Here is a 20667-nt window from a genome sequence, read left to right as displayed (position 1 = left end):
AATTACTTAGCACGACAACTCAGGAAATGGCAGGAAACAGTTTGGTGTGTCAACATTTTTCGGGAGGATATCATTATGGCAAAGAAGAACCCAATCGCAGCCGCAGCAAAGAAAATGGCTGCAGCACCGGTTAGCAATAACACTGTAGAAGCAGAGGCAGCAGTTAAGGCAGAAGCAAAGGCTGAGGCTCCAAAGGCAGAAACCAAGAAGGCAGAGGAGCCGAAGAAGGAGACTGCAAAGAAAGCTCCGGCAAAGAGAACAGCAGCAAAGGACATCAAGACATCCGTAGTTGTACAGTTCGCCGGCAAGGAAGTTGCAGAGAAAGATCTCATCGCGGCTGTTAAGAAGGCCTACACAAAGAAAGGCAATAAAGTCGGCGATATCAAGACCATCGAGATCTATGTTAAGCCGGAAGAGAGCGCTGCTTACTATGTAGTAAACGGTGTCGGCGCGGATGATTACAAGATCGAACTGTAATCAGAGTTTCAAAGAAACAGATTTACGGACTGCTGCAGATAGAGACTACGGTCTGTAAAAGAGCAGAGACTAAGAAAGAGCGTCCGCCGGGATTTTCCCGACGGGCGCTTTTGAGATCAGGAGACTATGGAAAAAGAGAAGAAGATTAAGCTTCCGGAAGCATTCGTGAAAAAGATGGAGAAGCTTCTTGGCAGTGACGCGGAACCGTTTTTTGAAAGTTATGACGCGGAGCGGAAATTCGGTCTGCGGGTCAATCCGTTAAAACAGAAAAATGGCTGGACGGCAGAGGCGGGAACGCCTCTGGAAGAATACCTGGGAGGACTTGCAAAAGTTCCCTGGGCGAAGGAAGGATTCTACTACGAGGCAGATATGCGCCCGGGACGTCATCCGTTCCATGAGGCGGGGGCATACTATATTCAGGAACCAAGTGCCATGTCCACAGCGGAGGCATTAGCCCCAAAGCCCGGGGAGCGGATTCTGGATCTCTGTGCGGCACCCGGAGGAAAATCCACCCATCTTGCGGGAAAAATGGGCGGACAGGGGCTTTTAATCTGCAATGAGATCCATCCGGCCCGGGCAAAGATCCTGTCCCAGAATATCGAGCGCCTCGGTATCGGAAATGCGGTGGTGACGAACATGGATCCGTTTCAGCTTGCACCGGCGTTTCCGGAGTTTTTTGATGGGATCGTGGTGGACGCGCCCTGTTCCGGAGAAGGAATGTTCCGAAAGGATGAGAATGCCAGAAATGAGTGGAGCCCGGACCATGTCAAACAGTGTGCAGGGCTTCAGGACGGAATTCTGGACTGCGCGGCAGTCATGTTAAAAGATGGCGGACGGATCGCATATTCTACCTGTACATTTTCACCAGAGGAGAATGAACAGAGTGTAGCGAGATTTCTCTCGCGCCATCCGGAATTTTCTGTGGAAAAGCCGGAACTTGCGAAGTACTTTTCAGCAGGACATCCGGAGTGGGCAGACGGGAACGAAGAACTGAAAAAGACAGTCAGGATCTGGCCGCATCTGGCGGATGGGGAAGGTCATTTTCTGGCACTGCTTGTGAAAGGGGAGAGTTCCGGGGACACTGTGACGGAGGCAGACAGTCAGAACGCTGCAAAGATCGTGGAAAAGCGGAAGAAGGGCAGCAGGAAAGACAATAGAAAAGATGATGGCGCCCTTTCTGAGGCAGTCTCCGCATTCCGTGAGTTTGAAAAAGAGAACCTGACGGATGCAGAGGAGCTGGAAGACAGAAAGAAATTTCTGCTGTTTGGAGAAAATCTCTACCTCGTTCCGGAGATGATGCCGGATCTTAAGGGGCTCAGGGTCTTAAGACCGGGGTTACATCTTGGAACAGCAAAAAAGGGCAGGCTTGAACCGTCCCATGCTCTGGCCCTGTTTTTAAAGAAAGAGGAAGTGAAGCAGACGGTGGAGGTCGGTTTTGGGGCTCTTGCCTTGAAATATCTCCGCGGAGAGACGCTGCGGGAGGAAGATTTTGAAAATCAGGGAATCCCGGCAAAAGGCTGGGTCCTTGTGACGACCGGCGGCATGTCACTTGGGTTTGCGAAAGCAGCCGGAGGAATGCTCAAGAACCATTATCCGAAGGGCTTGAGGATTCAGGGAGGCTGACGGAACCTGTTTCGTTAAAAGACAGGCCCTTCCGGATTTTTGATGTCCGGAAACAGGTTCTGCATATCCTGCGGCAGCGGAGCAGAGAATTCAAGCTTCTCCCCGGTCGCAGGGTGGGAAAAGCTCAGATAGGTGGAATGAAGCGGCTGGCGGTCGATCAGACGGTAGTCCGGGCAGTAGAGAAAATCCCCCGGCAGCGGGTGCCCGATGGCTTTCATATGGACGCGGATCTGGTGCGTTCTTCCGGTCTCCAGCAGGAGACGGATGAACGAGAGGTCGGCGTCCTTGTTGTATGCAATAGTCTGATAATGGGTCACGGCAGCATCACCCCGCTCCGGATCGCAGACGCGCTCAATGGTAGAGCCGTCTTTTCTGGCGATCGGAAGGTCAATGGTGCCGGAGTCAGCTGTCTTTCCGGAAACGATGGCGGCGTATTCCCTGTGGATCGCATGATCCTTCACGGCATCTGATAGAATACAGGAGCTGTAGGGATTTTTTGCCAGAAGTATAAGCCCGGAGGTATCCCGGTCCAGACGGTTCACGGCGCGGAATACGAACGGTGTCTCCTCATTCCTGTAATACCAGGCGATCGCGTTTGCCAGCGTGTTCTCGTAATGTCCCTGAGACGGGTGGACCGGCATTCCGGCAGGTTTGTCGATCACGAGGACATGTTCGTCTTCATAGACGACAGAGAGATCCGCAGGAACCGGAACGATCTGTTCAGAAGCTTTTTTCTCTGTAACATGGACGTCCAGGCAGTCCTCCGGCTGGAGGACTGTGTTGGAAAAGACGGTTTTCCCATTTAGGAAGAAACTTTCCGCGGTGTTCCGCAGGTGGACCACAAGGCGGGATGAATAGCCGGAATCCAGAAGAAATGCAGCGATGGACCGGCCGCTTTCCGATTCGGTGATTTTGTAGGTTAAAATTACATTCATGAAATATCCTTTTTGATAAAATACGGGCAGTCAGCAGATTTCATTGTACCACAGGAAAAATTGCGCGGCAAGTCTTAGAAAGCAGACGCATATGTTGTGATAAATATGCATCGGAAGTCCTGAAACATGTGGAAGAATCAAAATATCGCTAAAAAGGCACGGTCGTGGGCCGGCAAATGGACCAGACCGACAGAAAAGATGGAGAGAAAGCGCGGTGCGTCCCTGATTGTGCAGCTCTGTCTGGGAGCGTTCCTGTTTTTTTCGGCTGCAGTTCCCGGAAATTATCCGTATGCGGAACACAGCGGGAGTCAGGCTGGTCAGCCTGCGCTGGAATCGGCGGCAGCGCAGCCGGAGACAGATCCTCTCCTTCTGAACTCCCGTGCCGCTGTTTTGCTGGACGGCGATACGGGGCGCGTTCTGTACGGAAAAAACGAGACGGAAGTCCTTCCGATGGCCAGTACCACGAAGATCATGACCTGTATTCTGGCGCTGGAAAACGCCGGGCCGGACACGGAAGTTCTGATCTCAGACCGCGCAGCATCGATGCCGGAGGTAAAGCTGCATGTGAGAAAAGGGGAAAGATACCGCCTGAGAGATCTCCTGTATTCCATGATGCTGGAATCCCACAATGATTCCGCCGCAGCGATCGCTGAGGCCGTTGGGGGCAGTGTGGAAGATTTCGCAGATATGATGAATCGGAAAGCGGCGGAACTCGGGTGTGAGGATACATATTTTCTGACACCCAACGGACTGGACGCGAAGGAGAGGAAAAGCGGAAAGATCCATTCCACAACGGCGGCAGATCTGGCGCGGATCCTCAGATACGGGATCCTGTTTTCTCCGGCAAAGGAGGAATTTCTTGCCATCACAAGAGCACCGTCCCATACGTTTTCAGATCTCTCCGGCGATAGAAGCTTTTCCTGTATGAACCACAATGCTCTTCTGACATCCATGGCGGGTGCGGTCTGCGGAAAGACCGGATTTACGGGAAAAGCAGGGTATTGTTATGTGGGGGCGGTAAAAAAAGGAGAAAAATTATTGATTGCAGCACTGTTAGGCTGCGGATGGCCACCCCATAAGACATACAAGTGGCAGGATATGAGGAAGCTTGTGACATATGGGGAGGAAAATTTTGAATATCAGGAGATCGAAAAACAGGGGCTTGGGAAATCTGCGGTGATTTCAGTGGAAAACGGTGTAATGCCGGAGGTGAAGATTCGGATCGAGAATGGGAGTGCAGATGAGAAAACACTCCGTGTCCTGCTGGGGAAAGATGAAAAAATCCGGGTGAGAACGAAGATAGCAAAGGCTGTGGATGCACCGGTGAAGGAGGGCATGCCGGTGGGGCAGAGAGATTATATGATCGATGGGATTATTCTGGACAGTGATCCGGTGGTGACAGACGGGAAGGTTGACCGGTGGGATTTTGGATATGCAGAGAGGATCGTGATGATGAAGTTCTGGCTCTACTGACATTGGTCGCGAACAGTAACGTTCTGGCAGTAACATGTGATGGGAATCCTGTTATCATACATACTTGAATTATAGGGAAATCCTGTTATACTGATAGAAAAGAAAATTGGTAACTGCAAGGGTACCGGACAGTTACTGAAAATCTATCAGTACGGAGGCATAAAAGCATGCAGACAAAACTTACAAGAGAGGATGCCATCGAGCTCCTCAGAAAACACAACAAAGAACCGTACCACATTCTCCACGGACTTACCGTCGGGGGAGTTTTAAAATGGTACGCGAATGAGCTTGGATATGGGGATGAAGCCGGATTCTGGGAGATCTGCGGAATCCTTCATGATATTGATTTTGAGGAATACCCGGAAGAACACTGTCTGATTGCCCCGCGCCTGTTAAAAGAAGGCGGAGCGGAAGACGAGGTGATCCATGCAGTCTGCAGCCACGGATACGGCATCCACGAGTGGATCAACGCAAAGCCGGAGCATGAGATGGAGAAAGTCCTCTTTGCGGCAGACGAGTTGACCGGTCTGATCTGGGCGGCAGCGAAGATGCGCCCTTCAAAGAGCACGAAGGATATGGAAGTATCCAGCTTAAAGAAAAAATTTAAGGATAAGAAGTTTGCGGCCGGATGCTCCAGAGACGTCATCACAAAAGGGGCGGAAAATCTCGGCTGGGAACTGCCGAAGCTGATGGAGATGACGATCCTCGCCATGAGATCCTGCGAGGACTCTGTTGCGGAAGAGATGAAAGAGATGGGACTGGCGGAATAAAAGCGGAAAGCCTGTGAGATGGAGTACGGACAGGAAACTTAACAGAGAAATAACAAGTGAAAACCTGAGAAGCTTTTTGGGCTCCTCAGGTTTTTAAGCTGGTGGGAAAACTTTTCTATCGTCCGGTCGGGTTTTCCTCCCGGTCCTGTCATTTCACGCTCTTGATCTGTGCGGTCATTTTGTTCGGCAGGCAGACGATGATCTCGCCGTCCATATGGATCTTCCCCTGGTGAACGCAGATCTTATCGGGGCAGGTCGCTTCGGAGACCCAGACTTCCCCGTCTTTGATGATCAGATGGTTTGTGCCGCCGGATACACCATCGATCGTGAGTTCCTGATCTTTTGCGAGATCGAGTGTCTCGACGACGTTTCCGTCGACAGAGATCTCGACGACTTCTGCCGGGCTCTTATGCATCAGCTTTGTCCCGAGAAACAGAAGAGCGGCAGCCGCAAGGACCACGGCGATCAGGATCAGGTCCTGTTTCTTAAAAAGTGTGTGTTTCATGTCTTTATTTTCTGTCATAAAAATCTCCTGAAAACTCAATAACCAATGAGGCTGCAGTGCCTGCGGATCCCGGATGCGCTGAGCCGGGGATCATTGTTTAATGATAAAGTCTTCCATCCCGTCCGAATAATAAACGTGATAATCCTCATCGATAAAGCATGCATAGATCCCGTCGAGGGAATTTGCAAGCTCCAGTCCTTTTTCAAGTCCGAGAGAAAAGCAGGTGGTGGAGAGACCGTCACCGTCCACGGATTCTTCGGAAAGGATCGTCACGGAGATCAGCCCGTTATCGTAAGGATACCCCGTTGCCGGATTTAAAATATGATGGTAATTTTTTCCGTCAACCTCAAAATGGCGTTCATAGACGCCGGAAGTGACAACGGAGAGATCATCGATGCCAAGCACCTCAAAAGTCTCATCGCGGTCCGCAAACGGTTTCTGAAGTCCGATGTGGAACTTGCTCCCATCCGGCTTTTCTCCGACGCAGAGAACGTTTCCGCCGAGATTAATGATTGCGCTCTTCACGCCGGCATCCAGAAGCTGATCCTTGATACGGTCGGCGATATATCCCTTCGCGATAGATCCGAGATCGATCGTGGTGTCAGGGGAAAGGAACGTCAGGGTGTTTCCGGAGAGGACCAGGTTGTGATAATCCACTTTCGGAATGTCCGCTTCAATGTCCGCCGCATCCGGGATCACAGCCTCGCCACTCGTGAAGTTCCAGAGGGAGCTCAGCGGTTCGATCGTAATGTCGAAAGCGCCGCCGGACTTTTCGCAGTATTCCAGACCTTTCGATAAGAGAGCCGCCATATCGTCGGAAACCGTGACGGTGTCCGTAGTCCGGTGGTTGATCTGATAGAGTTCACTAGTCTCTAACGTCTTGCTGAAAATGTTTTCATACTCTTTACAAAGTGCCATCGAATCGTCTAAGATAGAGGAGTCGTCAGAATCGTAGAGGGTGATGGTGACGAAGGTGTTGAGCAGAAAATCGGAACGGCTCAAAGGAGTCTCAGGAGTGAGAAGACCCGGACCGTCACTATTTTGGCATCCACTCAGTGCCATGCCGGAAACGAGAATGAGACCGGCGGCACAGATGCTGAAGATTGTTTTTTTGTTCATATTTGTACTTCCTGTAATTTGATGGATGATCGTAACTTTCCGATCAATGAGGAGCCGTTACGCCGGATCCTCATAATATCTGATTTTTTATTCTAACAAACAGACTTTTGAAAGTCAAGAAAGACGAGGGATCGATCCTATGTATCGAGAAAAAAAGGCGATAAATATCGCATTGTACGGACTTCTCATCGCACTCGCCATGGTGCTCAGCTTTGTTGAGACGCTGATCCCCATTCCGATCCCGGTCCCGGGCGTAAAGCTTGGACTCGCGAACCTTGTGACGGTGGTGGGACTTTACCTGATCGGGATCCCCGGAACGATCGCGGTGGCCCTGATCCGCATCGTTCTTGTGGGTTTATCTTTTGGAAATCCATACAGTATGATCTACGGGCTGTCAGGAAGCTTTCTCAGCCTGTTTGTGATGGCAATCTTAAAGAAAACGGGAAAACTCTCCCAGATCGGTATCAGCGTCCTCGGTGGCATCGCCCACAACATCGGTCAGATCACATTCGCAGCTGTCATTGTCCAGACAGCAGGCGTATTTTACTATCTCCCGTTCCTCCTCGCCGCCGGCTGCATCGCAGGAACCCTGATCGGAGTTGTCGGCGGGATCATTACAGAACGCCTGATGCACGCAATGCGCGGTATAAAAAAATAAAATACCGATTGTATTGAGGGGATATTTTTACTATAATGAATGGTAACAGGTTGCAGGTGCGCCCGATTGTTTCGGAGCATTCTCTCAGGCAAGTTTACTTGTCTGAGAGAATGATGCGGAATAATCTGGCATAGGGCGACCGCCCTATGCTTCTTGTTTTTCCATCGGAAAAACAAGAAGAGCGCACAAAAACCAGCCAATCAACTATCATGCAAGCTAACATATAACCGCAAAATCGGAGGGGATACATCATGATTGAAATGTCAGTAAAAAAACTGGTACAGTATGGAAAAGAAACAGGCCTGATCGAAAAAGAAGACGAGATCTACGCCAGAAACCAGATCCTGGAAGTTCTCGGCATGGATGAATATGAAGAGCCTGGCGAGATCGTGGGGACGATCAGCCTGGAAGATACCTTAAATGAGCTGACCGATTACGCGGCAGAACACGGGATCCTTGAAAACAACAGCGTTGTGTACCGGGATCTCTTTGATACGCGGCTCATGAACTGCCTGATGCCGCGCCCGAGTGAGGTCGTAAAAAAGTTCCACAGTGAATATGAAAAGTCCCCGGAGGATGCGACCGGTTATTTCTATAAACTGAGTCAGGATTCCAACTATATCCGCCGTTACCGCGTCTGTAAAGATCTGAAGTGGATCACAAAGACAGAGTATGGGGATCTCGATATCACGGTAAACCTCTCCAAACCGGAGAAAGATCCGAAAGCGATCGCAGCTGCAAAGAACATGAAACAGAGCGGATATCCGAAATGCCTGCTCTGCATGGAGAACGTCGGCTATGCGGGCCGCGTCAATCATCCGGCGAGAAACAACCACAGGATCATCCCGCTGACTTTAAACGGGGAGAACTGGGGATTCCAGTATTCTCCGTATGTCTATTATAATGAGCACTGCATCGTCTTCAACGGAAAACATACGCCGATGAAGATCGACCGGAACACATTTAAGAAATTATTTGATTTCGTCACGATGTTCCCGCACTATTTCCTGGGATCCAATGCGGATCTCCCGATCGTTGGCGGTTCCATCCTGACCCACGACCATTTCCAGGGCGGAAGATATACCTTTGCAATGGCGAAGGCGCCGGTGGAAAAGAGTTTTACAGTCAATGGATTCGAGGATGTGGAAGCCGGGATCGTAAAATGGCCGATGTCCGTGATCCGGATCCGTGGGGAAAAGAAAGAGCGGCTGATCGATCTTGCAGACAAGATCCTGACTGCATGGCGCGGATACACAGATGCGGATGCGGATATTTATGCGGATACAAACGGAGAACCGCACAACACGATCACCCCGATCGCGAGATTCCGCGATGGGAAGTTTGAGCTGGACCTGGTGCTCAGAAATAACCGCACCACCGAGGACCGCCCGCTCGGCCTGTTCCATCCGAACCCGAAGCTGCATCACATTAAAAAAGAGAACATCGGACTGATCGAAGTCATGGGTCTTGCGGTCCTTCCGTCAAGACTGAAAGAAGAGCTTGCCCTGCTCGCAGCTTATATTGTAGAAGGAAAAGATATCCGCAGCGAAGAGTCGATCGCGAAACATGCGGACTGGGTGGAGGAATTCCTTCCGAAATACGAGAAGATCACAAAAGACAATGTGATGGAGATCCTGCAGGATGAGGTCGGTCATGTATTTGCGAATGTTCTGGAGGATGCCGGTGTCTATAAACGCACAGAGGCAGGCCGGGAGGCATTCGGAAGGTTTATCGCGTCCCTGAACTGAAGATCCTGCGGACGCATATGCAGAATGGGAGTGAATCACTGCGATCACGTTACATTTTCCTTAATATTTTCATAAATGTAAGGACGGTGTCTCGCCAAGCGCAGGAAAATATGTTATACTTGATAACTGTTTAACGAGAATCAGCAGAAATTCTCCTGTCGCTGCCGGTGGTGAGGAGAGTGGAAGATGAGAAACTCAACGGCAGCGGCGGCAGAGAAAAATCAAAAGGAACGGTCTTTTCAGCAGCCTGTATCTGATGCCGGAACGTGAAAAGGAGACTGACATGTTAAATGAGGAGAAGATCCGTCTGATGACGGGGATCGCCATGTTTGAAAAGAAAATGATGAAGGAATCCATTCCTGCGAACCGGTATTTTAAGAGCGATTATGTGGGAAGCCACCTGATCCGGTCGTTTATCGCGTATTCACTGACCGTCTGCCTGTGCCTGATGCTATGGGTCCTTTACCGTTTTGATGATCTGATCAATGCGATGGCAGTCGACGATCTGCTTTCACTTGGTGCACGCCTTGTATTTTACTATGTGGCAGGACTTCTCGCATATCTTGTCGTGACCTGGAAGATCTATTCGAGACGCTATGATGAGGCGGTGGGAAAACTGAAGATCTACCAGGCAAAACTCCGGCGGCTGGATAAAAAGTACAACCAGCAGGGAGTGAAGGAAAACGGGGAGGAAAAGAGTAAGTGATCGGACTTTTAGTATTTAAGGAAAAACTGAAACAATTTTATGGGAAATATAATATTTACATCGTACCGGTCGTAAGATTTCTGGTAGGATTTCTCACCTTCTGGCTGATCAATGCGAATGTGGGATTTATGACAAAGCTGAAAAATCCGCTGATCCCGGTGGTAATGGGACTGATCGCCTCCTTTATCCCGTACGGAGTGACTGCGTTTTTAGCCGGGATCTTTATCCTGATTCATGTTTCCCAGGTGTCTCTGGAGATCGCCCTGATCATCTTTGTATTCATGCTCGCGGTTACTGTCCTTTACTATGGTTTCCGCCCGGGGGACGGATATCTTCTGCTCCTGACTCCGCTGCTGTTTTTCCTGCGGATCCCGTATGTGGTCCCGCTCGTCGTAGGTCTTTCCGGAAGTCTGGTCTCGATCGTTCCGGTGTGCTGTGGTGTCTGCATTTACTATATCCTGATGTATTTAAAGCAGAATGCGGGGACACTGACCGGAAGCTCCATGACGGAGATGGCGGACCGTTTTATCCAGATCGTAAAAAATGTGTTCGGAAATGAACTCATGTGGGTCATGGTGGCTGCGTTTGCCGCTGCGATCCTTGTCGTGCTCATTATCAAAAATCTCTCGGTGGATTATTCCTGGTCCATCGCCATCGTTGCAGGAGTGATCACCCAGCTTGCTGTGATCTTTGTGGGAGATTTCAACTTCAATCTTCCGGTATCTGCCGGTTCCATGATCTTTGGGATCGTTGTCTCGGTGGTGATCGCCCTGATCTACCAGTTCTTTGTATTCGCAGTGGATTATACGAGAACAGAGTATCTGCAGTATGAAGATGATGATTACTATTATTATGTAAAAGCTGTCCCGAAGCTCACGGTGTCCGCACCGGACGTAAAGGTACAGCGGATCTATTCGAGAAAAAACGTGAGACGCGAGAAAAATGAAACGCGTGAATAATTGTACGGAGGTAACAAAATGACAGAATTTCTTGGGAATATGTATTCCTGGTTTACATTTATTCCGAAGATCACATTGTCGAATCTTTTTGAAATTCTGATCCTCACAGTCCTGATCTATGAAGTCCTTTTGTGGGTAAAGTCGACGAGAGCAGGAGTGCTGCTGCGGGGTGGTATGATCATTGTCGGATTCTATCTGCTGGCGGCGATGTTCCATCTGAATACGATCACCTGGATCATCAACCATATGGGCCAGCTCGTATTGACGGCTCTCATCATTATCTTCCAGCCGGAACTCCGGAAAGCGCTGGAGCAGCTCGGAAGCAAAAACATCATCACAGATCTTTTTATTTCCGAGAATTCCAGACTCCAGGAGGGATATACGGAAAAGACCGTAAACGAGATTACACGCGCTGCCTTCGAGATGGGAAAAGTAAAGACAGGAGCGCTGATCGTGATCGAGCGCGACACTCCGCTTCCGGAGATCGAGCGAACAGGGATCCCGGTGGACGGGATCGTGACGAGCCAGCTTCTGATCAATATTTTTGAGCATAATACGCCGCTTCACGATGGAGCGATCATTATCCGCGGAAACCGTGTGACCTCTGCGACCTGTTACCTGCCGCTTTCTGATAACCTCAGCATCAGTAAGGATCTCGGAACGAGACACCGCGCAGCTCTGGGGATCAGTGAGAGCACGGACAGTCTGACGGTGGTCGTATCGGAGGAGACCGGACGGGTATCGCTGGCAGAACGCGGAAGTTTAAGAAGGATCAACAGTCCGGAAGAGCTGAAACTTGCGATCGCTGCGAAGCCGCAGGAGGAGACTGTATCCGGCCCGTTCAAACTTCTGAAGGGATGGCATAAAAATGAAAGAAAAGCAGAATAAAAGATGGGGGCTTTTGCTGATTTCCTTCCTGTGTGCTTTTTTAGTCTGGCTGGGAGTTGTCAATGTGGCAGATCCGGTCATGACGGATACGGTCGAGGTGCCGGTGGAGATCGTCAACAGTGATGTCCTCACAAAGAATAATCTGACTTACGAGGTTGTCGGAAAGTCGACGACGACAGTGCAGTATGAGGTAAAGACGACGAATGCGTATCGGATCCGTTCTTCAGATTTCCGTGCCTATGCGGATATGACGGATATGTGGTCTGTGACAGGAGCGATCCCGATCAAGATCGAGGTCTTAAATCACTCGGAGTACCTGGTATCTACCCCGGTAAGCCGGAGCGGGACCATCAAGATCGAGACGGAACCTCTTCAGAGAAAGACATTTACGATCGGGGTTACGACGACGGGAATGCTCGAGGATGGTTACCAAACCGGTAAAGTGACACTCTCACCGGAAACACTTACGGTGGAAGGTCCGGAATCCCTGATCGGGCAGATCAGCAGTGTCGGGGTCGAGATCAATTTAGACGGAAAGAATGCAGACTGGAGCGATTCGGAGGAGCCGAAGTTCTATGATGCAAATAACAACAGCATTACGATCAGCGACCGTCTGATCAGCAACTGCAAGAGCGTGGATTACACCATGGAGATCCTGAAGGTGAAGAATCTGAGCCTGGACTTCGATGTCACCGGTGAGGTGGCGAGCGGTTACCGTTATTCAGGTGTGGAATGCGCGCTTAAGAGTGTGCCGGTAGTTGGATTAAAGAGCGCTCTGGCGTCCTTAAATACCATCACGATCCCGAAAGAAGAGCTGGATGTTACCGGAGCAAAGGCGAACATCGTAAAGACGATCGATCTGAATGATTACCTGCCGGAGGGAGTTTCCCTTGCCGGAATGGACAGCTCCGAGATCACGGTGACTTTGACCGTGGAGCCGTTAAAAGAGCAGGAATACACGGTGCGCATCAGTTCTGACTGTTATGTTGGCGCTAACAGTTCCTACAGCTATCAGGCGGAACCGGCAACCGTTACGATCCGGATCCGAGCGCTTCAGGAGGAACTTGACAGCCTGCAGTTCACATCCGATGATCTGAGTCTGAATGTCTCAGGAATGGGAGAGGGAAGTCATCAGATTCAGCCTACACTGAACAGAGAACTGGATTCGGCGTATGATCTGCTGGGAATCTCCAGCTGTGTGGTAAATGTTACAAAAGAGCAGGAATCCGCGGCAGAGACAACACCGGAGACAACCGTAGAGGAGACAACTAAAGCGTCTGAGATTACTGCAGAGAGCAGCAAAGAGGCGGAGACAGAGGAGGAGACCACCGCAGCAGCGACAAGACATGCGGTGATCGTCCCGCCAGAGACAACAGAAGCTCATCAGGCAATCGGACTTCAGACGTTATTTCGAAATTAGGAGTTAAAAATACTTATGGTAAAGCAAAAAGTTACAATTGGAAACCCGACCGGTCTGCACTTGAGACCGGCAGGGCTTCTGTGCAAGGCGGCATTGCGGTTTCAGAGTTCGATCAAATTTGAATATGGACACACGACAGCAAATGCAAAAAGTGTACTGAGCGTGCTGGGGGCATGCGTAAAGTGCGGAGATGAGATCGAATTGATCTGTGATGGAGCGGATGAGCAGGAAGCCATGGCCGCGATCACAGAGCTGATCAACAGTGGTCTCGGAGAGTAGGCTGATATGCTGGTTTATGTGATCTGTTACGGCGCTGCCATGCTTTTTGCATTCAGCGCCCATTTTACCTTATCGGGGATGTCGCTGCTCCTGGCAGCGGTCTATCTCTATCTGAGAGAATACGGAAAGAGTGGAAACCCGCTCCATCTGCGCGGGCTGTTTTCCTTGTTCTATGTAGGCGGAGAGGGGATTTCCTGTCTGAAGCTTTCCAGACTCCAGACAGAGTGGAGCCTCGAAACCTGGGCATGTTTTTTTGTCGCATTTGCGGCATTCTGGAATGTGTATGAACTTGCAGAAAAGCGGTTCAGCAGAAAGAAAACGGAATCCGCAAAGGATGGTAATGTTCAGAAAGAATGTCTGCAGAGCGGATTTACGCAGGCAGCTGCCGCAAAATACGGGGATCATATTTTTATAGCGATTGCCGGACTTACAGCATTGTCGTTTGCGGCGTTTCTGTTTGAAGCAGTCCGCCTGGGATATGTTCCGTTCCTGCTTCGCGGGGTGCCCCATGCATATTCCTATTTCCATATCTCAGGAGTTCATTATCTGACGGTTTCCTGTGTGCTGGTCCCGTCGATGGAGGTTCTTCTCTGGTTCTACAAGAGAGAGATGAAAAAAACGGAAAAGATCCTTTCGCTTATTCTGACAGGAGTCGCTCTTCTGATCCCGGTGCTCTGCGTATCGAGATTTCAGCTGATCTTTGCGGTGATCCTTGCGGTGCTGACCTTTATGATCGTCAGCGGACACAGAAAACTCCGGTATCTTTTCTTTGCTGCGGCAGGACTTGTTCCGCTCTATGTGATCCTGACGATCGCGAGAAGTCACGATGTGACGTATCTCAACGGGATTTTCGAGATGAAGAATGCAGCTACGCCGATCTTTATCACGCAGCCGTACATGTACATTGCAAACAATTACGACAATTTTGACTGTCTTGTAAAGCAGCTTCCCGCCCATTCGATGGGATTAAAGGGAATGTTCCCGCTCTGGGCTCTCTCCGGGCTTAAATTTTTAAAGCCGGTGCTCGTGGACTGGCCGATCTACGTGACGAAGGAGGAGCTGACGACGGTCACCTTGTTCTACGATGCCTATTATGATTTTGGTATCGCCGGTGTATTTTTCTTTTCATCGGTACTCGGAGTCCTGTCTGCGTGGCTTTCTTCGAGGATCTATCCGGGAAGAAATCCGGCCTGGTATCTGTTTTATTCCCAGGCGGCTCTCTATTTTATGCTCTCGTTCTTTACAACCTGGTATTCCAATCCGACGACCTGGTTTTACTTTGCGGTGACCGGTGCCTTTGGAATTTTCTTAGAGATAAAAAATAAACGGAGGAAACAGTTATGATATCAGAAAAAATGAAACCATTTATGGCAAACAATTCCGCGATCCGTGCAATGTTCGAGGAAGGAAAGCGCATGGCGGCCATTTACGGAAAAGAGAATGTCTATGACTTCAGCCTTGGAAATCCGAATGTGCCGGTCCCGCAGGTGACAGAGGCGATCCTTGATGTGGTGAAAAATGAGGATTTCATGACACTCCATGGATATATGAGCAACGCCGGTTTTGAGGATGTTCGCCAGACGATCGCGGATTCTTTAAATAAGCGTTTTGGAACGAATTTCTCATTCAAAAACCTGATCATGACGGTCGGTGCGGCCAGCGGTTTAAATATCATCTTAAAGAGTATTTTGAATCCGGGCGATGAAGTGATCGTATTTGCACCGTATTTTGTGGAATATAATGCGTATGTGAGAAACTATGACGGAAATGTAGTGATCATTTCTCCGGATACGGAGACATTTATGCCGAAGCTTGATGAGTTTGAGGCGAAGATCACTGCCAGAACGAAGGCTGTCATCATCAACAATCCGAACAACCCGACAGGTGTTGTCTATGATGAGGCGACGATCAAAGCACTGGCTGCGATCATGGAGAAGAAGGAGAAGGAGTTCGGCACATCGATCGTACTGATCTCTGATGAGCCGTACCGCGAGCTTGCTTACGGCGGAGTGGATGTTCCGTTTGTGACAAAGTTCTACCACAATGCGGTTGTGGGATACTCTTACAGTAAGTCTCTTTCTGTTCCGGGTGAGCGTATCGGATATGTTGTGATCCCGGATGAGGTGGATGACTCCGCTGCGCTGATCGGTGCGGCTACGATCGCAAACCGTGTGATCGGGTGTGTGAATGCGCCGTCCCTGATCCAGAAGGCACTCCAGTACTGCATCCAGCATTATGTGACGGTGGATCTTGCAACTTATGAGAAGAACAGGAATCTGATCTACGGGGCATTGACGGAGTACGGGTTTACTTGTGCGAAGCCGGATGGAGCGTTCTATCTGTTTGTGAAGTCACCGGTTGAGGACGAGAAGGAGTTCTGCGAGGTGGCAAAGAAGCATCATGTGCTGGTGGTTCCGGGAAGTTCGTTTGCTTGTCCGGGGTATGTGAGACTGGCTTATTGCGTGTCTTATGAGCAGATCGAGAGGTCACTGCCGGCGTTTAAGGAGATCGCGAAGGAGTATGGGCTCTGCAAGTAAGAATGATATATAAAGGGGGATCTGCCTGGGTAAAATACTGCAGATGAGAAAAGCAGGATTTTTACGTGGATAGGAGGTCCGCAAAATGAATTTCAGAAAGTATATGGGAATTATTTTAAATATTGTTGTGCCATTAGCGATCATCTACGCGGTGTGCGTATGGGGATTGCGGCTGGTGGTGTTTTTCCTGCCGTTTGTGATCGGGTGGATCGTGGCGATGATCGCGAATCCGCTGGTCCGGTTTCTTGAGAGAAAGCTGAAGATCGTCCGCCGCCATGGTTCAGTGATCCTGGTCGTCGGGGTTCTTGGACTCGTGATCTTTGGATTTTATGGGCTGTGTTCCTGGCTGTTTCAGGAGATGACGGAGTTTGTCCAGGCGCTGCCGGAAATTTATGGATCTGTTCAGGGCGAGGTCAATCAGGCGTATGCCCGGATCGGCGGTCTTTTGAAGTATCTTCCGGCGGACACGGAAAATACGATCGGTGCGATCCTGGAGAACGCGGGCGGTTACATCGGGGACTTTGTTCAGAAGATCGCGGCATCGGCGGGCGGAAGAGTGGTCCGCACGCTCCCGGAGGTGTTTGTCAATGCGATCATCATCTGTCTCTCGTCGTATCTGTTTCTTGCGGATCATGACAGGATCGTGGAGACAGTGAAGCAGTTTACACCGGAACCGGTGTTAAAGTATGGGAGAATGGTGAGGAAGGATGCCCGGACGCTGATCGGCGGATATTTTCTTGCACAGTTTAAGATCATGTTCGTGATCGCGATCGTTCTTGTGATCGGAATGCTGATCCTTGGGGTCCCGTATGGGATTTTTCTTGGGATTGGGATCGCGATCCTTGATTTTCTTCCAATGTTCGGAACGGGAACGGCGCTGATCCCGTGGGCGGTGGTGAAGCTGTTTACCGGTGAGTACGGGTATGCGGTCGGTCTCATCGTACTTTATGTCCTGACACAGGGGATCCGCCAGGTGATCCAGCCGAAGATCGTCGGTGACAGTATGGGACTTCCGCCGTTAGCAACTTTGTTTTTCCTTTATCTTGGTTTCAAGTTCCGCGGCATCGCCGGAATGATCATCGCAGTGCCGATCGGGATCCTGTTTATCCGTTTTTATGAGTACGGAGCGTTTGACGGACTGATCCGGAATGTGAAACTTCTTGCGGAGGAGATCAGGAAACTGATGGAGGGCTAGATTCCCATTGATATCGCGACAGTCGCCAAGGTCTCGCGCAAGCGCGGACTTTGGCTCGTTGTTTGCGTAAATATAAAACAGGCATTTTGGAACGAAAGAAGGTTCCAGAATGCCTGTTTTTATCGGTGATGAATCATCCGGTCTGTCACGGCATAAAATAAAATGATATTCGATCGATCGAGGATAGTATGGCACAGGGATATTTGCAAGTTGATGTTGTATCTGATGTGAACAGTTTTCCGGTGCAGGATGCGGATGTTGCGATCGCCAGGACAGAAGAGCCGGATAAGATTATCGAGGAGACGCGGACGAACAGTTCCGGGCAGACGGAGAATCTTTCATTAGATGCACCGCCGCCGGAACTTTCCTTATCGCCGGAGGAGACGGAGCGCCCGTACGCGGAATACACGATCCGGATCACGGCTCCGGGATTCAAACCGTTTCTTGTTTCCGGGACGGAAGTTCTGGCGGAGGTGACGGCGATCCAGGGGATCCGTCTGCGTCCGCTTTCCAATGCACCGACCGGAGAGCAGACGGAGACGGTGACGATCCCGGATCATACGCTCTATGGGGATTATCTTCCAAAAATCGCGGAGAGTGAGATCAAACCGGTCACGGAAACAGGAGAGATCGTACTCTCCAGAGTTGTTGTCCCACAGACCATCGTGGTGCATGACGGCGCACCGACCAATGCGTCTGCACCGGACTATTATGTTCCTTACCGTGATTACATCAAAAATGTGGCTTCCAGTGAGATCTATGCGACGTGGCCCCGCTCCACGATCGTCGCGAATGTGCTGGCGATCATGTCCTTCACGTTAAATCGTGTTTATACGGAATGGTACCGCAATCAGGGATATGATTTTACGATCACATCATCAACCGCGTATGATCATAAATGGATTTATGGGCGGAATATTTTTGAGTCCATCTCTGTCGTGGTGGATGATATTTTTGATAATTATCTTTCGCGGCCGGGAGTGAAACAGCCGATCCTGACACAGTATTGCGATGGGCGGAAGGTTCGGTGTCCGGGGTGGTTAACGCAATGGGGCAGCTGCGAGCTCGGAGAAGCGGGGTATAGTCCGATCGAGATCCTGCGGAATTTTTATGGAGATGATATGTATATCAATACGGCGGAACAGATTTCCGGCATCCCGGCATCGTGGCCGGGATATGATCTGAAGATTGGTGCCACCGGTGATAAGGTGCGGCAGCTGCAGGAGCAGTTAGACGCAATCTCCAGCGTGTATACCGCAATTCCGGATATTTCCCCTGACGGGATCTACGGTCCGGCTACCGCGGCAGCAGTCCGGGAATTTCAGTCGATCTTCGGATTGCCGCAGACCGGAGTGGTGGACTTTGCCACCTGGTATAAGATCTCTCACATTTATGTGGGGATCACCAGGATCGCAGAGCTGTCATAGATTGGAGACGGGGCAGGATTTTGCCGTCAATCTGTATTCAGGATCGGCAAAATCCACTGCCGCGCTTGTTTTCACGATAGAGAAAGTATGGAGAGCTCCTCCTCTGAAAAAGCCCCGGATTTTCATGGATTGCCGTCCTTTTTTGTAGACAGGAAGCGGCATAAAAAACAATGTTGTCGGAAAAACAGGAACGATTTTCTGTAATTTACCAGAAAAAGCCTTGTGAAATATAAAAAAATGTGCTATGATACACATGTTAAAAAAAGATTGCAGATATGGTTCATCGGTAGAACGCTAGCTTCCCAAGCTGGAAAGGCGGGTTCGATTCCCGTTATCTGCTTTATAGGCAGCAGATTCAGTCCTCTGTTCATTGGAAATCCCAGTGTGCAGAGGACTGTTTTTATTTAGGCAAACAACGAGCCAAAGTCCGCGCTTGCGCGAGACCTCGACGACTGTCGCGATAACAAGGGGGAAACTTGCAAAGTGTGTTTTCACTTGTTATAAAAAGAACCGGCCACGTGAAAGTGTGTGGCCGGTTCTTTGAGAAATCAGCGTCGGAAACTCAGATTCCCACAGAAATTCGTTCTGCAGCCTGTATTGCAGCCCGTATCGCATCCAATCCCGGAACTGCAGGTGCTGCCGCATGTCTGGTCTGTGCAGCTTGCTCCGAGTATCCGGTACACATCGGCAGCACGGAGATTTGAGACCGCACAGCCGTTCTGCATCCGGATCACGGAAACAGCATAGTTTCCATTGGAAGCGCAGGTGCTTCCGGAAGGAAACGCAGTCTGGCAGGAACGGCCTGCGGCGAAGGACGCGAAAGGCATTGTGAGTGTCATCATGGCGGAAAATGCGAGAACTGCCATCATCTGTTTTTTCATGGTAAAACCTCCTGTTATTTGAAATGTTACAAAAATGTTACAAAACAGATTCTACCATAAAATTCTGCTGACAGAACTGGGAATGGATGGAAAAAAGTCCTACTTCGCAGCGGATGCCGCTTTATCCTTCCGGATCAGCTTCCTCATCGCCTCCACCGCCGTCACGACAGCAGCCTCCGTATCGTAGACCTGGACGTCCTCAAGGCCGAGTTCACGTCTTGTCTGGTTTGCGATCACGAGCATTACGGAGCCGGTGCGGACTCTGCGGACGCTGCCGACGATGAAGAGGGCTGCGGATTCCATCTCGGAGGCGAGGGCGCCGCAGGCGATCCAGGCTTTCCATTTTGAGTTCAGCTCATCGGCGACCGGCATGGAGTCCGGGGAATGCTGACCATAGAAGTTGTCCTTGCACTGGACAACGCCGAGATGATGGCGGTATCCGAGTTCCTCGGAAGCTTCTTTCAGAGCCGCTACGACATCGAAATCCGGGACGGCCGGGTACTCGATCGGTGCGTACTCTTTTGTGGTCCCCTCAAAGCGGATCGCACCGGTCGCGATCACGAGATCCCCGCCAAGAACTTCTTTCTGCATTCCGCCGGAAGTACCGACCCGGATGAAGGTGTCCGCACCGCAGTGGACAAGCTCCTCGACTGCGATGGACGCGGATGGTCCGCCAATTCCGGTGGAGACGACGCTGACTTTCTCGCCGTCAAGATATCCGGTATATGTTGTGTACTCCCGGTTCTGGGCAATCTTTACCGGGTTGTCAAAATGTCTGGCGATCTTTTCACAGCGTCCCGGATCACCCGGAAGGATCACATAGCGTCCGACTTCCCCTGCACTGACGCCGATATGGTATTCTTTTTCTTTTGCATAAACAAGTTTGCTCATAGAACCTCCTTTTTGAGCGGAGCGGAAAAGATCCGGTTTCCGCCGCTGCTCAGAAAAATTCGATTTTTTTCTATTTTAACATTTTGGAATGGGGAAAACAATAGATGATAAAACCGACGGAGGGCAAATGCTTTGTGATGGTGTTTTATGCAGAAACCGGAATTAAGAATGTTCGG

The 20667-nt window shown here is 50.2% G+C and carries 20 protein-coding genes and 1 tRNA gene; 16 read left to right on the top strand and 5 right to left on the bottom strand.

Translation table 11 applies throughout. The features are described from left to right. The first annotated feature begins 75 nt into the window (after nt 1-75). A complete protein-coding gene (locus tag ACI3EW_RS10815) occupies nt 76-477 on the top strand; it encodes a DUF6465 family protein (protein ID WP_118532931.1) in 402 nt (133 codons plus the stop codon). Between the two features lie 126 nt (nt 478-603). Continuing rightward, the gene (locus ACI3EW_RS10810; protein ID WP_118532933.1) at nt 604-2100 is read left to right on the top strand and encodes an RsmB/NOP family class I SAM-dependent RNA methyltransferase; all 1497 of its coding nucleotides are present in this window, start codon (nt 604-606) and stop codon (nt 2098-2100) included. A 14-nt stretch (nt 2101-2114) separates the two neighbouring features. Here ACI3EW_RS10810 and ACI3EW_RS10805 read toward each other — a convergent pair whose 3' ends face one another. Continuing rightward, complete coding sequence (locus ACI3EW_RS10805; protein ID WP_118532935.1) at nt 2115-3035, bottom strand: RluA family pseudouridine synthase; 921 nt, start codon at nt 3033-3035, stop codon at nt 2115-2117. Nucleotides 3036-3161: 126 nt separating this feature from the next. On the opposite strand from ACI3EW_RS10805, the gene ACI3EW_RS10800 reads away from it, so the two are divergent. Together ACI3EW_RS10800 and ACI3EW_RS10795 are read left to right on the top strand one after the other, a co-directional pair. Then, entirely contained in the window at nt 3162-4508 is a 1347-nt protein-coding gene (locus ACI3EW_RS10800) for a D-alanyl-D-alanine carboxypeptidase family protein (RefSeq protein ID WP_118532937.1), read from the top strand. A gap of 167 nt (nt 4509-4675) precedes the next feature. Then, nucleotides 4676-5278 carry a hydrolase gene (locus ACI3EW_RS10795; protein ID WP_405580060.1) on the top strand — a complete coding sequence of 201 codons (603 nt, stop codon included), beginning with the start codon at nt 4676-4678 and terminating at the stop codon, nt 5276-5278. 148 nt (nt 5279-5426) lie between these two features. Here the strand turns inward: ACI3EW_RS10795 and ACI3EW_RS10790 are convergent, their stop codons facing one another. Together ACI3EW_RS10790 and ACI3EW_RS10785 are read right to left on the bottom strand one after the other, a co-directional pair. Continuing rightward, nucleotides 5427-5801, bottom strand: coding sequence for a NusG domain II-containing protein (locus ACI3EW_RS10790; RefSeq protein WP_243022359.1), 375 nt, complete (start codon nt 5799-5801; stop codon nt 5427-5429). A 72-nt stretch (nt 5802-5873) separates the two neighbouring features. After that, entirely contained in the window at nt 5874-6902 is a 1029-nt protein-coding gene (locus ACI3EW_RS10785; RefSeq protein ID WP_118296978.1) for an FAD:protein FMN transferase, read from the bottom strand. Between the two features lie 139 nt (nt 6903-7041). On the opposite strand from ACI3EW_RS10785, the gene ACI3EW_RS10780 reads away from it, so the two are divergent. The 12 genes from ACI3EW_RS10780 (at nt 7042) to ACI3EW_RS10725 (ending at nt 19059) form a co-directional block, all read left to right on the top strand. Beyond that, nucleotides 7042-7560 (top strand): Gx transporter family protein, encoded by a 519-nt coding sequence (locus ACI3EW_RS10780; RefSeq protein WP_118532941.1) that lies wholly within the window; start codon nt 7042-7044, stop codon nt 7558-7560. Between the two features lie 251 nt (nt 7561-7811). Next, complete coding sequence (galT, locus tag ACI3EW_RS10775) at nt 7812-9308, top strand: UDP-glucose--hexose-1-phosphate uridylyltransferase (RefSeq protein WP_118532943.1); 1497 nt, start codon at nt 7812-7814, stop codon at nt 9306-9308. 256 nt (nt 9309-9564) lie between these two features. Further along, on the top strand, nt 9565-10014 hold the full coding sequence (locus ACI3EW_RS10770) for a hypothetical protein (RefSeq protein WP_243022360.1): 450 nt from the start codon (nt 9565-9567) through the stop codon (nt 10012-10014). Next, nucleotides 10011-10973, top strand: a complete 963-nt coding sequence (locus tag ACI3EW_RS10765; RefSeq protein WP_118532947.1) for an ABC transporter permease — start codon at nt 10011-10013, stop codon at nt 10971-10973. Before ACI3EW_RS10770 ends, ACI3EW_RS10765 begins: the two co-directional genes overlap by 4 nt. 18 nt (nt 10974-10991) lie before the next feature. Beyond that, nucleotides 10992-11861 (top strand): diadenylate cyclase CdaA, encoded by an 870-nt coding sequence (cdaA, locus tag ACI3EW_RS10760; protein ID WP_118532949.1) that lies wholly within the window; start codon nt 10992-10994, stop codon nt 11859-11861. After that, nucleotides 11842-13281, top strand: coding sequence for a CdaR family protein (locus ACI3EW_RS10755; protein ID WP_118532951.1), 1440 nt, complete (start codon nt 11842-11844; stop codon nt 13279-13281). Before cdaA ends, ACI3EW_RS10755 begins: the two co-directional genes overlap by 20 nt. A 15-nt stretch (nt 13282-13296) precedes the next feature. Continuing rightward, a complete protein-coding gene (locus ACI3EW_RS10750) occupies nt 13297-13560 on the top strand; it encodes an HPr family phosphocarrier protein (RefSeq protein WP_118532953.1) in 264 nt (87 codons plus the stop codon). A 6-nt stretch (nt 13561-13566) separates the two neighbouring features. Then, the gene (locus ACI3EW_RS10745) at nt 13567-14904 is read left to right on the top strand and encodes an O-antigen polymerase (RefSeq protein ID WP_118532955.1); all 1338 of its coding nucleotides are present in this window, start codon (nt 13567-13569) and stop codon (nt 14902-14904) included. Further along, on the top strand, nt 14901-16097 hold the full coding sequence (locus ACI3EW_RS10740; protein ID WP_405580053.1) for a pyridoxal phosphate-dependent aminotransferase: 1197 nt from the start codon (nt 14901-14903) through the stop codon (nt 16095-16097). The genes ACI3EW_RS10745 and ACI3EW_RS10740 overlap by 4 nt, the downstream gene beginning before the upstream one ends. Nucleotides 16098-16182: 85 nt before the next feature. After that, nucleotides 16183-17292 carry a sporulation integral membrane protein YtvI gene (gene ytvI, locus ACI3EW_RS10735; RefSeq protein WP_118532959.1) on the top strand — a complete coding sequence of 370 codons (1110 nt, stop codon included), beginning with the start codon at nt 16183-16185 and terminating at the stop codon, nt 17290-17292. A 188-nt stretch (nt 17293-17480) separates the two neighbouring features. Beyond that, nucleotides 17481-18719, top strand: coding sequence for a peptidoglycan-binding protein (locus tag ACI3EW_RS10730; RefSeq protein WP_118532961.1), 1239 nt, complete (start codon nt 17481-17483; stop codon nt 18717-18719). A gap of 269 nt (nt 18720-18988) precedes the next feature. Next, a tRNA-Gly gene (locus ACI3EW_RS10725) sits at nt 18989-19059 on the top strand. 208 nt (nt 19060-19267) lie between these two features. On the opposite strand, the gene ACI3EW_RS10720 is transcribed toward ACI3EW_RS10725, so the two are convergent. Then, nucleotides 19268-19600: a hypothetical protein gene (locus ACI3EW_RS10720; RefSeq protein ID WP_118532963.1), complete on the bottom strand. Its 333-nt coding sequence runs from the start codon at nt 19598-19600 to the stop codon at nt 19268-19270. A 99-nt stretch (nt 19601-19699) separates the two neighbouring features. Next, on the bottom strand, nt 19700-20491 hold the full coding sequence (udp, locus tag ACI3EW_RS10715) for a uridine phosphorylase (RefSeq protein WP_118532965.1): 792 nt from the start codon (nt 20489-20491) through the stop codon (nt 19700-19702). Between the last annotated feature and the right edge of the window lie 176 nt (nt 20492-20667).

The organism is Pilosibacter rotomagensis, assembly GCF_045062245.2.
Lineage (GTDB): Bacteria > Bacillota > Clostridia > Lachnospirales > Lachnospiraceae > Pilosibacter.
Note: the sequence above shows the minus strand (reverse complement) of the source record. Positions and strands in the feature narration are given on the sequence as shown.